This is a genomic window from Fontivita pretiosa (assembly GCF_050410795.1).
Taxonomy (GTDB): domain Bacteria; phylum Planctomycetota; class Phycisphaerae; order Tepidisphaerales; family Tepidisphaeraceae; genus Fontivita; species Fontivita pretiosa.
On the sequence record NZ_CP191258.1, the window covers coordinates 3,188,023 to 3,202,785 of the forward strand.

A 14,763-nucleotide genomic window follows, 5' to 3' on the forward strand; every position below is an offset into this window, starting at 1 on the left:
TGGCGGAATGAAGGGCAAGGAGTCTGTGCGATTTCCAGGGACGAGCTGGTTGCTGGTTGAAGAGGCGGGCGGGCAGGTCCCGCCAAGGATAACCAGCGATGCCCTTGCAGCGCTCGATCGGCTTCTTCTGCGATATCTTCCAGCCCTGCGGGCGCATCTCATTCGCCGCTGGCGGCTCGAACCGGAGCAAGCCGAGGACTTTCTTCAGGGGTTCATCCTCCAGCACGTGCTGGAGAAGCGTTTGATCGGCAAGGCCAACCGCGCTCGCGGCAAGTTCCGCACCTTCCTGCTGACGGCGCTGGATCATTTCGTGAGCAACGCGCTTCGCGCGCAGCGCGCGGCCCGTCGCGGCGGCGGACAGGTCCGATCGCTCGATCACGAGCAGGCCATGGAACCCGCGGCCCCCGGCTCGCTGCCCCATCATGCGCTCGATTCGCAATGGGCCCGGCAGGTGCTTGAACAGGCGATCGACCGCATGCGGCAACACTGCCTTGCGGGCGGGCGCGGCGAGTTGTGGGAGCTGTTTGACCTGCGCGTGCTGAAGCCGGCCATCGAGGGCACTGCGCCGCCACCGTATCAGCATCTGGTGCAGCGTTTTGGTTTTCAGACGCCAGCGCAGGCATCCAACGCGCTGGTGACCGCCAAGCGCACGTTCGCCCGTGTCCTGCGGCAGGTGGTCGCCGAATATGTGGCCGATGAGAAGCAGATCGACAGCGAGATCGCCGACCTCCAGGCGATCCTCGCGCGATCGCGATAGAGGCTCATTACGCAGATGCGGAGACTGCGGAGGATGGTTGAGCGACCGATGAACAGACGAATCTAAACGAACAGGATCTGTGTTCATCGGTGTCCATCCGTGGTTCGTTTTTGCGTGGTCTGTGTGGCGAGGAGTCTGCGCAGGATCGCATGATCCATCGGGTATAGGGCAGCGTGACCGAGCGCCCCGAGAGCAATCTCGATAATGCCGATTCGCGTCGGCTTGCCTCGATCGTGGATTTGGATCCGTCGGCGGACCGGGTCTGGCACCCTGAGGAGCTGGGGGCCATCCTGCGGCACCAGCTCGCGGTGCCGATACAGTTTGACCTCGCCGGGCTGGCGCCGGGGGCCGCGAAGAAACTGGCTACGCTCAGCGCCGCCAGCGGGCTGCTGTTGCAGAGCCTGGCGGACCTGCTTGCGCACCCCGCGCCGCCCGTAGAGCTGCTGGTCATGCTCAAGGATTTCGCCAAGGCCAACGCCGCTCACCGAGACAGCGCCCTGCCCTCGGACGTGGCGAAGGTAGTTTACCTTTTAACAATCGCCGCGGCGCTGGTGCGGTGCGGGCAGCGGATCACGTCCGTGAGCGATGCGGAATTGGCCGCGGGATTGACCTGGGCCAGCAACCAACACTGGCTCGAGCCACGGGAGCGGTCGCTGCTGTCGCAGGCACTGGCGAAGGTAAAGGCTCAGGGCCAGAGATAACGGACTTGCTGCGAAGCGCCGAAGGGTGAACCACCAGAGGCTCAATTCTGGTTCACGTCTGTTCATCGATGTTCACCTGAGGTTCGAAGGCTCATTCCCGGCGACCTTCGCGTGAACACGTTTGGGGGTGGGCGCAGCCAGCATGAGCAGCACCGATCCGACCAAGCCTGACGACAGGTCATCGACGCCGCCCGATCCTGAAGTGGCCGCCGGGAGACCATCGACCGCCGACCGCTCGCCGGACGTGCCGGCGGTTGCGGTCATGTCCGCACTGGTGGCCGATGCGGTTGGGCTTGGTCCGCCGCCTCGACCGGGGCTGCTTGGCTCGATCGATCGATTCGAGGTGCTTCGTCTGCTGGGTCGTGGCGGCATGGGGGTGGTGTATCTGGCGCGTGATCCGGCTTCGGGCGGCGGGGGCAGGTTGGTGGCGATCAAGACGATGTCACCGCCGCTTGCCCGTCAGCCGCAGGCGGTGCACCGCTTTCTCATCGAAGTGCGGCACATGTCGCGGCTGTCGCATCGGAACATCCTGCCGATGCTGGAGGTGGGCGAGCGTCCGGACGGGCCTTACTTCGTCATGCCATATCTGGAGCGCGGCAGCCTGGCGCGGCTGATCCAGCCGGGCCAGCCGATCGACCCGATGCTGGCGAAGCGGATCGGGCGGGGGCTGGCCGAGGCGCTTCAGTTCGCTCATGAGAAGGGGATCACCCACCGCGACCTCAAGCCCGACAACGTTTTGCTGGACGAGGCGGGCGACCCGCTGCTGACCGATTTCGGCCTGTCGCGCACCGTCTTCAACGACTCGATCGTGGACGTACGAAGCAGCCTTCGCGAAGGCACAGCGGCGTACATGGCCCCGGAGATCGCCCGTGGCGAAGCCGGCGACACCCGCTGCGACATCTACTCCTGGGGCGCGCTGCTGTACGAGATGCTCACGGGACGCCCGCCCTATGAAGGCGATGCACCGCAGGAGCTGCTCCGCCAGATCATTGAAACCACGCCCCGGCCGATTTCCGAACGCAACCCGCAGGCGCCGACGGAGTTGGCGAAGATCGCCGACGGCGCCATGGCCAGGGATCTGGCTGAGCGCTACGCGTCCATGGGTCACGTGGTCCAGGACCTGCAGCGCGTGGAACATGGTTCGGCACCGCTGGGGCCGCACGGAAGCCGACGCAGCGGCGGCGAAGCTGAGCGCAGATCCCGGCTGATTCTGATGACGGCGGCGAGCGTCGCGATTGCGCTTCTCGTGACGGTGGCCAGCATCGCCTGGATCCTGCGCAAACCCAAAGCCCAGCCCGCTCCCGTGGTCGAGGCACGGCCAGTGCCAGCCTTGCGTCTGGTGCGGGAACTTAGCACACCAATCGTCCCCGACAGCGCGCGGTTTCTTGTGGGCCATTTCAACACGGACCAGCGTAAGGACCTGTTTGCGCTGTCGAACGACGCGCGACTGCTGGTTGTTGTCTCAGGCGAAAATGAGCGGCTGCTGGAGCTGTTCGTCGGCGTGCAGGGGTGTATGGACCTGGGATTGAGCCTGATCGCCGACATGGACAACTCCTCAGACGAGGAATACTTCCTGCGCTGGGCCGTTCCCGGCCGCGCTCAGATCGCGCGATACAACAGTTCTCGCGGTCGCAAGGATTTCGGGGTCGATGCGCCGCTGTACAGCATCCGGCAGGAAGATGTTCAACGGGACGAGCTGTCACATCTGGATGCCCTTGGAGTACGGGACCTGGATGGTGATGGCAGGCGCGAGCTGATCGCGGCGCTGGGCACGGCAAGGGGAAAAAGGCCCCGGCAGGTGCTGGCATTCAGTGACGATGCTGTGCCGCGTGTGATCTGGCGACGTGAGATCGGGCCGAAGGCTCTGGCCGAGCCTGCGCAGTTCATCGACCTGGACGACGACGGCAGGCTCGATTTGCTTGTGGGCAGCTATGCTTGCGCGAACGGGAACCAGGCCGACGACGGGACCAATGACGAGCATTCGTACATCTACGCGATTCGGCACGACGGAGCGTTGCTGTGGCACGCCAGGATCGATGGCGCATTCACGGCCGCCCGGCCTGTTCTGGCCGACCTCGACAGGGACGGCCGCCCGGAAATCTGTGTCTGGAGCGAGGGCAGCTACGGGCACCATGATGCCGGCCGTATCGTGGTGCTTGATCGCAAGGGCGTCCAGAAGCACGCCCACCAGTACGATGCGGCGCTGAACAGTTGTCTTCCCGCCGATATCGATCGGGACGGCGAGCAGGAGCTGCTGGCGACCGACCGCCGTGGCCTGCTCTACATCTTCGATGAGGATCTGAAGCCCGGACCCGAAGTGAAGATCATCGACGCGCCGGGATTTGCCGTGATTCGACTCATGCTGCACGCCGCTGCGGATCTGGACGGGGACGGCACCCTGGAGTTATTGATGACCAGCGGCTTGTTTGAGCAGACCGGCCAGGGAGCCATCGTCGGCCAGCCAACGGACAAGTCGCCCGATCAGTATTGGTGGAAAAACGAAGTGCTCGTGGTTACGGCTGATTTGAACGTCGCGGCACGCTACCTCATCTCCGAGCAGTGGGAGAACAACCCGAACCCCAGGCTGATCGTGGACGTGTTCGACCGTTCCCGCCAACCGCGAATCCTGGTCCTGTTCAACAAGGCCGAGCTTCTGGAGTACGCGACGAAATAAAGCGCCACGTCTGCGCAGGATGTGCTCCTGGGCCGTGTAACCCATCGATGAAAGCCCCCGAATCGTGCTGCGTCGCGGGGCCAACTCTGCTGGGCGGCCAACAGGAAAGGAGACGGCCATGCGCGGACGGGAAAACTCAATCGGCTTCGAAAAGAGGCTGGCAAACACGCCTCAGTGCTCGTGCGGTCGGCGACGTTCGATGGCAGCAGTCCGTCTGGCGGTCGCGACGTTCCTCATCGCCAGTGGCGCGGCCGCACCGGCGGAGGCTTGGGTGCCGCTGTACAGTACGGACTTCTCAAGCAACCCGGGTTGGGCGACGAGCGTCCCGGGGCAGATGTACTGAGACCCAGGCAGCGGGCGCTACCACATCGAATCGCGTGCAGGGTCGGGACAGTGGGCGCAAGTACCAGTTCCATTCGTTCCCGGTGCAACCTTCAAACTGGAATTCGACTTGAACATGACGCGCGCCGATGATGCCGGTGCGGTCTCCTTCGGACTGAACACGGGCGGTCTCCCTTGGGGGTCGCCCGATGCGGCGTGGGTCAACTACGGGCGCGGTGGCGGGGGCAATGGAGCGACAGTCGGCTATCGCACCAGCACCGCGGGAGACTTCTTCCCCGGAGCCTACGATTTCATTTACCAGCTCGACCGTACCTACCGGAATACGATTGTGTACAACGGCTGGGACCAATCCCTTCGATGGACCGTGCGGGACATCTCAGGGGGCGCTTCCTTCACATATTCCAGTGGTCCGGGGCGGGGTAGCTTCGCTGCGATCGACCGCCTGCTGGTCGAGAATGACAATCTCGGCGGCGGCACCGCAGAAGGGTATCTCGACAACGTCGAGCTCTCCGTAGCGCCCGAGCTGGACTGCCGAATCGTCTATCACGATCAGGCGCAAAGCCCCAGTAGGATCCATTGGTTCGATACGGTGGGCGGCTCGGCGCATCCGGTGCCACTCTCCACGACTTTCCAGAACTCGGCTCAGCCGGAATGGTCGCCGGACGGTAAGTGGATCACCTTCGTTGCTCGGGCCGATGGAGTCTCGGGTCAGGCGATCTGGCAAGTTCGCCCCGACGGGGGCGATCTTGGGTCTATCGTGACGGGTGGCGATTACAACAGCCCATCGTATTCGCCTGATGGTAACAGACTCGCATACAGCAGCGCTTCATCCCAGAAATACATCTTTGAGTTCAACGCGGCAACGCCCGATCTTCACGATGGAACGGCAACGCCCCATGGTGGCGGAACGCATACTCAATGGATGCCAGACAACCTGATCGCGTATTCGAGCTGGGACGGGTCGAACGGCGACATCTTCGTGTACGATCCTGCTACCCAGACGAATGAGCAAGTGACCTTCGCCAAGCCCGCTGAGGAGGCATTCCAATTCGCTGCGTGGTCTCCGGACGGGGGAAAGCTGGTCGTAAGCCGCGTTGATCGCCATCACTCGGACACGTATGACTTGTGGCTATACGAGCGGACTGGTGCCGGGGAGTGGAGTTTCGTGCGAGATCTAACCCCCGATTCTGCCAGCACAAGCGAGAAGCTGGCGTCGTGGACCCCCGATGGTGAATACATCCTGTTTTCGTCGAATCGTTCGGGGAGTTACGACATCTGGGCGGTCACACCGGACGGTACCTATCTGCATCAAGTCACCGACACGCCAGGCATCGATGAAATGGATATCTCGATCACGGCTCCATTGGACGCAACGTCGAGCTGGATTGGCAACCTGGGCACCTGGTCTGATGCCAACAACTGGGACACGACGCCCGGCCCAGATCTCGTGGGCTTCCCCAAACGCGTCCCCGACAATGGGGACGGCTATCGCTACGACGTATCGATCGGCAGCGGCGCAATCAGTGTGGACTCGGATGTCACCATCCAGAAGCTGAACCTCGCGAACGCCACCGTAACCATCGCCCCGGGCATGACCCTGAGCTTGCACAAGCCCGGGAGCACGATTGCCGACGCGACAATCGGCGGCGCGGGAATGCTGAAAATCAACACTGCGGGCATCTTCACGGGCCGCGGACACATCAGTGCAAACGTCGATAACACCGGGATCATTCAAGCCAAAAGCGGTTCGCTGCTGTTCAGCGGCAACAGTTTCTCCAACAGCGGATTACTGGCGAACGCCACCGGCGCCAGTGTCTATGTCGATTCGCCGATCGTCGGCAACACAGGCAACGTCGTCGTGAACCCCGGCTACATCATCTTTGATGCCCCGATCGGCATCAGGTTCAACAAGAGTCTGGCCCTGCGCGGCGGAACGCTTGGCACCCCGACGCTTACCAACAACGGCAGTCTCAATGGATTCGGACAGCTCGCGGGCAACCTGGACAACTTTGCCTCGGTGGATTTCTACGGATCAAGCGCGATCATCGGAAACGTGAACAACGAAGCCGGCGGGTTCCTAAAAGTCCGCAACGATCAAGTGCTCATCCACGGATCGCTCACGAACAGCGGAACGATAGTCGCTGAGAACGGCGGGCGGCTCATCGTGGAGGGCGGCATCTCCGGGGGAGCATCGTCGGCCGAACCGGCCGCGGCGGGCGCGGTTGTCATCCAGCCGGGCACCACGCTCATCAGCAAGCATGTCCAACAGGAGACACTCCAACTCAATGGCCTTTCCGGTAATCCGGGTGTGGTCATGATCAACCATCGGTCCAGTGGGGGCGGAGTCAGCGTTCTCAGGAACTTCACCATCGAAGCAGCAGGAGGCGCCTGGTTGGGCCGACTTGACCTTAATGACAACGAGCTGATTCTTTCCGCGAGCAGCGTGACGACCGTCACCTCGCAACTCCGATCTGCGCTGTTCAACGGCGGGAGCTTTGATTGGAGGGGGCCGGGAATCGGAAGCACGCGAGCTGCCGAGCAAAGCCAGACCGCCGGCAGCTTCCTGTACGGGCTGGGTGTGGTCCTGAACGACTTGGCCCAAGTCGGCGGAAGCGGGCCGATCTACACGAGCTTTGGCGGAGTGCCGGTGGCCGGCGGCGAAGTGCTCGTGAGGTACACCACCTTCGGCGACGCCGACCTGTCAGGCGCGATCGACGCCACCGACTACTCGCTGATCGACAACGGCTACGTCAATTCTTTGTCCGGCTGGATCAACGGAGACTTCGACTACAGCGGCGTCATAGACGCCACGGACTATGCCCTGATCGACAACGCTTACGTGAATCAGAGTGGCGCACTGGTGGACGCGATCATTGCCGAGCACACGCGGATGTTCGGTGGGGAGTATCTGGCGGCGTTGCGGGCGGTGCAGTCGGGCGTGATTCCGGAACCCGTGGCGGTCTCGCTGATGGCGATGGGAGCATGGTCGCTGAAGCGACCACGCCGGCGGTTGCCGTAGGAGATATGCCAGGACGAAGGCAGAAGGATGATAGAGGGGGGCGGACAGCACACGCGTGACTGCGCGCCGCCCACTCTGTGGCACAGTGAATGAAGGGCATTGGCGATGACCGAGCTTCTGGAAACTGGTCGCATGTTGACAACGACGTTGGAACTTGTGGAGCCTGTGACCAGCCGACGATTCTGCACACATCGAGCGTCGCGATAGACGAACCGACGGTCATATTTGACGAGCCTGACGCGCAGTTGGAGTCGGAGTTGCCGGAGGATTGGTCGACCCCCTGACGCGCTGTTGGAGCCGGGTTTGCCGGAGGATTGGGTGGACCTGCCTGACGCAATTCTCCCGATAGGCGTCGGCGGGGTCGAGTTGCGAACCTGGCGTGACGCTGCCACGGGATGGTTTACATCGACCAGGTCACAGAGAACTCACACATGAACCAATATCTCGTGACGACCGAACCGCTACGCGAGGGCAACAATATTTCCGTGGAGGCGACGGTCTGCTCGTCGTTCTGGCTCTTGTGCGCCTTCGGGCTGTCGCACACCACGATCGAGCTTGGGCAGCTCGCGAATCGATTGCATCAAGTCACGGTGCGTTCGGGCAGCGCGGTAGTCGCGGAACTGGAATTCACGGTCCAGCCCGGCTGGCGCGGCGACGAAACCGCCGGCTATGCGGCATTGACTCACCGCTACAGTGCTTGGTGGCTGCCTATCGAAGCTGTGTTGCCGGCGAGAGAAAAGGGTGAGGAACGCGTTCGGAGGATGCCCGAAAGCGTCGTGTCAGAAGAGACCATCGCGAGGGCATCCGATTCCGGCGCTCAGGACGACGAGCAATGGAAGGTTTTGGACGGATGCGCGGTCGGATGACGTGCACTGTCGGTGCAACCGCTTCACTTGAGCTCGGAGTATTCATCCTCGAGACGCCCAGACGCGGAGAAGGCACTGGTGATTGCGGGTTGTTCGTTGTGGGTTTGCAGGTCGAACCGACGCGCAACGTGCAACCGACAACCAGCAACCAATCAACAACCGATTCTCTCCGCGTTTTCCTCAGTGCTTCCTGACTTGCTCGCTACAACCACCCCGTCGCCTGGGCGAGTAACCGGCAGTAGTCGATGAAGTTCGGCCAGGAGACATCGGGGGGGATGCCGTGGTCGCAACTGGGGATGAATCCGCCGGCGCGGATCACGGGCTTCAATCTTTCGATTTCGGCGCGGATGGCGCGGCCGCCCCTGGCGATGGCGCGCTTGTCCACGCCGCCGCGGTAGGCCATTTTCGTGCCGTATATCCGGCGATACATGGGCAGGTCGTTGCCCGCGGCGACTTCCTGGGGCACGTTGCAGTTGAAGCCGGCCTCGATCCAGACGGGGATAAGCTGCCCGACATGCCCGTCGGAATCGACCTCGATGATCGGCACGCCCGCGGCGCGGCACTGCCCGGACCAGGCGCGCCAGCAGGGCAGCAAAAACCGCCGGGCCATCTCCGGGCTGATCATCGGGTGCGCCTTATAGGCCATGTCCTCGCTGACCATGACAAAATCCGGCACATAGTGCTCGAAGACGCGCTCGAGCAACCTGGAGACGAACTGCTGCCAGAAATCGATCATCTCCTGCGCGAACTGCGGATCGTCGATCAGCAGCATGCACAGATTTTCGAAGCCAAGCCACTCGCGCAACTGCCAGAAGGGCCCGGGGAATTCGATGCCTGCGAACCAGGTTCGATCCCTGAGTTTGATGGCGCGCTGGACGAAATCGGCGGGCAGCCGGCGCGGGTCGTCCGGATCGTAGCGAACCTTCATCTGCTCCCAGTCATCGCGTGATTCGACGGGGCACTTGATCCAGCTTCGCGTGACGAAGTCGATGGCGTTGCGCAGGTAGCTCACGTCATACTGGTCGGAAATCTCGCAGATGTTGCCCTTCCAGTCCTGAACGATCAGGGTGCCCGGGGCCGTGGATCCAGGCGGTGCGGGGCGATGTTCCAGCACCCTCTCCTCGAACTGCGGGATCATGCGGAAGTTGACCCCATCGTCGATGTATTCGGTGCTTTGGGTCGGTTCGATGCCAAGAAGCTCGCGGACGTAGGCGTGGTAATCGGTGACTTCTGGCGGCAGACCCTGCCTGCGCCACGCCGCCAGCGTGCTGCGGCGGCCGTTGCCCGGCACGAAGGGGACGCGATCGGCTTTTTCGAATTGCAAAACGGCCAGATGGCGTTGTCGATCGTTCATGAGAATGCTCGTGAATACCCGTTTGGTTCCCGAGACCCGCGGGAGAATAGAGGACAGTTATATCCGCAGAAATATCGAATTGCCCATGCATGGCTTGGCGGGGCAAGACCGTTCAACGGACTTTGGGCGCTGTGGCGGAATCTGACCGGGCGTAAAGTCAAGCCAGTGATCGGTGGGGTGGCTGAAGGAGCAGACCATGAGCAATCGGACTTCCGGTCGAGTGCGGCGAGGCAGCAGCGGGCGGGGATCAGGGTCGCGCCGAGCGCAAGGTGAGGCGATGCCGGGGATGAGGCCGGGAAGCGAGGGGCGCGATGACCCGCGTCAGGCGATCGAATCCGGAGAGCCGGGATTGACGGGCGTGGGCGGTGGGCGTGGCGAGGCGCACTTCGCCGCCGATCCGCCTGGCCGCGAAGGTATGCTGCCCCACGGGCGGGGCAAAGCCACTCGGCGGGAGGGGCGGCCGGCGGTGGCTTCGGCCCCCGCGCCTGATGCCACCGAGGCCGCCGACTCCGCAAAACAGGCCTGGGAATCAGGCCGATGCGACGCGCTGCCCTGGTAGCCCGCTGCGGCATGCGACAGTTGACCGCTCGGCCTTGCGGCAGCATCTTCTTACACCCGATGCGCTTATCAACGATTTGGTTGCCGGCGGCGACGGTGCTTGGCCGGCTGGGGATGTTGATGCTGTTGAGTGTGGGCTGCGGCTGCGCCACGATCCGGGTGACCGATCCGCCCCGCAGCGCCACCGAGCAGTTTTTGATTTCGGTGGCGGCCAACCGGGCGATCGAGCAGCTCTCGGCCAACGCGCTGCGCGACCGCAAGGTCTACATCGATACGACATACCTTTATTCCGGGGTTCCGTCCAACGATCAGTCGTACCTGCTGGGGGAATTGCGGGCCAAGCTGCTGAGCAACGGGGTTCGGCTGGTGCCCAATCGCACCGATGCGCAGATCGTGCTTGAGCTTCGCAGCGGCGGAATGGGGATCGATCGCTACGAGTACCTGCTGGGGATTCCCGCGCTGTATCTGGGAGCGACCACGACGGACACCGGGGTTCCGCTGGCCACGCCGGAACTTGCAATCATCAAGAGCACCAAACAGCGTGGTTTTGCATCGGTGGCGTTCATCGCATACTGGAACGACACCGGGGAGCTGATCTCCAGCAGCGGACCTTTCGTCGGTCGGACGCTGCGGGAGGATTTCTGGTTCTTCGGACTTGGTCCGCGAACGGTGGGCAACATCCCGCCGGCGGAACGGTAACGCTGCTGTGACGTCAGGCTCCGATGCAACTTCAGAACCTCTGCCCCGCCGCCGGCCACGCCCGCGGCTGCTGCGCTGGCGGCGACGCATCCTGATCGCGCTGCTGGTGCTGCCGCTGCTTCTGCTGGCCAGCGTTCAGGCAATCCTCTGGAGCAATCTTCCCCGCCGGCTGGTGATCGCGCAGGTGCAGCGGGAGCTGAAGCTGCGGGTGGCGGCAAAATCGTTCAGCACCGGATGGCTGGGGCGAAGTGTGCTTCGGGATGTGACGGTGTGGCTTCCGCTGGCCGAGGAGGCGCTGCTGGATGTGCCAGAGCTGCGGGTGCGGCACACCGGCCTGATTCCGCTGTTGCTTGGGCGCTCGCTGGAGATTCGCCGGCTGGAATTTGATTCGCCGGTGCTGCACGTGCGGCAGGATCAGAGCGGTCGTTGGAACGTGCAAGAGGCGATCCGGCGGGCCGCGTCGCGGCGCAGCGGCGGGACGGAGGATCGCCCGCGACGCGCCGCGGTGAGCATTCCCGAACTGGTGATCACTGACGCGAAGCTGTACCTGGCGGACAGCCGCGAGCACATTACCGTCGTCGAGCCGCTGACGTTCAAGGGCTGGCAAAGCGGGCCGCTGGTATATGAGTTTGACCTGAGCCTTCCCGGGCCGGGGAAGATTGTCGGGCAGCTTTCGCCGACGGTCGGCTGGGAGCATCAGGCGCGTTTCGCGTTGCGCGACACGCAGCGCATTGCAGGTTCGCTGGCGGAGCATTGGCCGCGTGGTCTGTCGGCCGACGGCGTGTGGCGTGGCCGGGTCAACTCCGAAGGGATTGAAGGTCGGCTGGAGCTGACCTCGCTGAAGGCGGCGGACCTGGCGGCTCGGGGTTCGGCGCTGGTGGGCTGGGCCGATGCGACACTGCATGTTCGCCCCGATGCGCTGGAGGTACATGCCACATCCTCGCCCGGGACACCGCCGATCCGACTGGTCTCAGGGCTCTTCAGGCTCGACGGGTCGGGCGTTCGGGGCGACGACCTTCTGGTGGCGATTGGCGACGGCCAGGCGACGGTCAGCGGGGTGTGGAACCGCGCCGATGCGTCGGCGACGCTGCGCGCCCGCTGGCGGGATGTGGCGCTGCCCGCGGAGTTCAGCCACTCGGGCACGCTCCAGGCCAGCCTGCGCACGCCGTGGCCCAATCGTTCGCAGATCACCGCCAGCATCGATCTTGCTTCACGACACGATGCCGGCTCGCTGGCGGCGGCGATACAACTTCAGGGGCAGGGCCAGTCGTTCCGCAACATCGACTGGACGGCGACGTTCGAGAAGCTGACGCTCAGCGGTCGTCGCCGCCACCTGGAGTTGCAGCAGCTTGTCGCCAGACTGCGCAGCGGCCCGCAGCGGATCACCCTCGATGAACTGCGTCTGCCGGGCGATCAGGCGTCTGGCCTGGCCGGAAGGGGACAGCTCGATCTGGCCAGGCAACAGTGGTGGCTGTGGCTCAACGGCGAGCAATTCCCGCTGCGTGGTGCCGAGGTGCAAACGCTGGCGTTCAACTGCAATCTCTGGGGCAGCCACGGGTATGTGCAGCTTCACGAGCTGTATCTTCGCGCGGGGGATCTTCAGATCAACGGCCAGGGCTTTTACGACAACAGGCTCCCCAGGCCGCTGCACGTGGAAGTCGGCCTGTCGCACGCTTCGCCGCCGGGGATGGAGCTTTCGCCGCTGATCCAGGGTTGGTTGGCGGGGCAGGTGAAGCTGGTCGGGACGATCAGTCCCATGGAGCTGGAGCTTGACGGGCAGCTTCAGGCCAGCGAGTTGCGGCTTGGTGGCCGCGAGGTGGGGCAGATTCGTGCGCAGCTTGCCGGGCGGATCCGGCCCGACGGTGCGGAGGTGGCGACCCGGGAGCTGGAGATGCTCGGGGGGCGATGGAGGCTGAGCGGCGAATGGCCGGGCGATGCGGCGCAGCCGCCGCGACTGCGGATCGAGGTCCGGGATCTGCCGGCGGCTGAGGTTGCGCAGGTGACGGGGCTGCAAGGGCTGGGCGGCGGGTCGCTGACGGCGCAGGCGAGCCTGGACATCCCCGCACTTGGCCTGCGGGCGGTGCAGGGCGTCGGACAGTTGCACGCGACCAACCTGCGGTACCGCGACTTCGTGGCCGATCGCGCCACGGCGCAGATGCGGCTGCATGACGGCGTGTTGCGCGTCGAGCCGGTCGAGCTGTGGCAGGGCGATGGACAGGTCAGAGCGGGGCTGACGCTGGCGCTGTGGCGACCGGAGCAGGTGGCGATCGAGGTCCAGGCGCAAAGGTGGCCGGTGCAGGCCGAAGGGCAGGCGGCGCGGGCTGTGGTGGACGGGCATGCCAAGCTGCTAATGGATGCGCGACAGAAGCAGGCCACCGGGCCGCTGCGCCTCAGCGCCGACCTGACGGCCCGGCAGCAGCCGTTGGGAACGCTGCGTGTGGATGCGGAGTTGAGTGGCTCGACGGCGAGGGCCACGCAGATCCAGGCGCAGGTGCTGGGTGGCATGGTGCAGGGGTGGCTGGCGTGGAACTGGCAGGACCCGATCGACGGCACGGCGGGACAGATCCGCTGGGACGGGCTGGACCTGAGCGGGCTGGGCGAGTGGTTTCCGCGGCTGAAGGATCTGCGTGGGCGGTTGTCGGGATCGACCAGCCTGGCTGCTGCCGACAGCCGCCACGCGCTGGGTCCGCTGCGGCTGGAGCTGGCCGGCGACGTTGCCGACGGACAGTTGGGGGCGATGCGGATCCGCGGGCTGCATGCCACCGTCTTTTTTGATCGCGATCGCGTGGTGACGGATGGGACGCAGTTTGATCTGGCGGATGGCACGGTTCACCTGTTCGCCCGCGCCACGCGACGTCGCGGCGACGATGCGGCGACGGCGCTGCTTGCTGTGCGGTTGGAGGGGCTGGATTTGAATCAGGTGGTGCATGCCTTTGCGCCCGAGGCCGAGCCGATGGCCGGTCGGCTGGCTGGGAGCATCACCATCGCCGGCGACCCGCGCAACCGCGACAGTCTGTTCGGCGATGTCGAGGCCGTGTTGAGCGAGTCGGAACTGATCAACTTCGATCCGGTGGGAGTGTTGTACGACCTGATGCGGATCGGGCGATCCGCCGGCGAAGGCAAGCCGACGGGAACGGCACGAATACAGGCCAGACTGGAACGCAGCACCCTGGGCATCACCGCGGCGCGGATTTACAACCGGGGCGTGTATATTCGGGCCGCCGGTGAGATTCGCGATGTCTGGAACATCCCCGACAGCCCCATCGAAGGCAGCGCCGTGGGATCGGCCAGACCCCTGAGCGAACTGAAGCTGCCATTCATGGCTGACGTGGATCAGATTCTGGGTGTTCTCCAGGCCAACGTCACGCCGGTAACGATCGGCGGGACGCTGCGCCGGCCGATCGTCAAGCCTGCTACGTTCGGCGAGCTGGGCCAGACGATGCGAAAGCTGCTGCTGGGCGACGTGCGCGAGGAGACCCGCCCGACTGTGGCGGAGTGAATGCGAATTCCGACTTTTGATTCGCGGCTTTTGATCTGTGCGTTGACGGGGCGTAACGGGCTGGCGTGCGTCGTCCAAATTGATGGGGTGCCACAGACCCCTCCAGCAGTGTTTGTGTGTGGCACGGGCCTTCCGTGCGCGCTGCCCGCTTGCACGGGCATCGGGCCTGTGCTGAGCGGCATGAAGTGATGAAGAGCCGAGATCAGACTTTCGAATTCGAGTGCACCGCGCATGGCCGGGACGGCCATGCCACAGTTGGCTCGTCTGGGCCTTCATCGCACGCACCTGGGGGTC

9 protein-coding genes are annotated in these 14,763 nt (G+C 64.2%); 8 read left to right on the plus strand and 1 reads right to left on the minus strand.

Features of this window, described 5'->3' with window-relative positions; genetic code table 11:
* The first annotated feature begins 25 nt into the window (after window positions 1-25).
* From ACQS5P_RS12850 to ACQS5P_RS12870, 5 genes are all read left to right on the plus strand, one after another.
* Window positions 26-757 carry a hypothetical protein gene (locus ACQS5P_RS12850; protein WP_428937015.1) on the plus strand — a complete coding sequence of 244 codons (732 nt, stop codon included), beginning with the start codon at window positions 26-28 and terminating at the stop codon, window positions 755-757.
* A 173-nt stretch (window positions 758-930) separates the two neighbouring features.
* Window positions 931-1,458, plus strand: coding sequence for a hypothetical protein (locus ACQS5P_RS12855; RefSeq protein ID WP_428937016.1), 528 nt, complete (start codon window positions 931-933; stop codon window positions 1,456-1,458).
* Window positions 1,459-1,600: 142 nt separating this feature from the next.
* Window positions 1,601-4,132 carry a protein kinase domain-containing protein gene (locus ACQS5P_RS12860; RefSeq protein WP_428937017.1) on the plus strand — a complete coding sequence of 844 codons (2,532 nt, stop codon included), beginning with the start codon at window positions 1,601-1,603 and terminating at the stop codon, window positions 4,130-4,132.
* Between the two features lie 457 nt (window positions 4,133-4,589).
* Window positions 4,590-7,493 carry a DPP IV N-terminal domain-containing protein gene (locus tag ACQS5P_RS12865; RefSeq protein ID WP_428937018.1) on the plus strand — a complete coding sequence of 968 codons (2,904 nt, stop codon included), beginning with the start codon at window positions 4,590-4,592 and terminating at the stop codon, window positions 7,491-7,493.
* A 431-nt stretch (window positions 7,494-7,924) separates the two neighbouring features.
* Complete coding sequence (locus ACQS5P_RS12870; protein WP_428937019.1) at window positions 7,925-8,359, plus strand: hypothetical protein; 435 nt, start codon at window positions 7,925-7,927, stop codon at window positions 8,357-8,359.
* Window positions 8,360-8,561: 202 nt separating this feature from the next.
* On the opposite strand, the gene ACQS5P_RS12875 is transcribed toward ACQS5P_RS12870, so the two are convergent.
* Complete coding sequence (locus tag ACQS5P_RS12875; protein ID WP_428937020.1) at window positions 8,562-9,713, minus strand: uroporphyrinogen decarboxylase family protein; 1,152 nt, start codon at window positions 9,711-9,713, stop codon at window positions 8,562-8,564.
* Window positions 9,714-9,909: 196 nt separating this feature from the next.
* On the opposite strand from ACQS5P_RS12875, the gene ACQS5P_RS12880 reads away from it, so the two are divergent.
* The 3 genes from ACQS5P_RS12880 to ACQS5P_RS12890 are packed head-to-tail and all read left to right on the plus strand — an operon-like array spanning window position 9,910 to window position 14,469.
* Entirely contained in the window at window positions 9,910-10,272 is a 363-nt protein-coding gene (locus ACQS5P_RS12880) for a hypothetical protein (protein ID WP_428937021.1), read from the plus strand.
* A gap of 59 nt (window positions 10,273-10,331) precedes the next feature.
* Window positions 10,332-10,970, plus strand: coding sequence for a DUF6655 family protein (locus tag ACQS5P_RS12885; protein WP_428937022.1), 639 nt, complete (start codon window positions 10,332-10,334; stop codon window positions 10,968-10,970).
* A 7-nt stretch (window positions 10,971-10,977) separates the two neighbouring features.
* Window positions 10,978-14,469, plus strand: coding sequence for a hypothetical protein (locus ACQS5P_RS12890; RefSeq protein WP_428937023.1), 3,492 nt, complete (start codon window positions 10,978-10,980; stop codon window positions 14,467-14,469).
* Window positions 14,470-14,763: the final 294 nt, after the last annotated feature.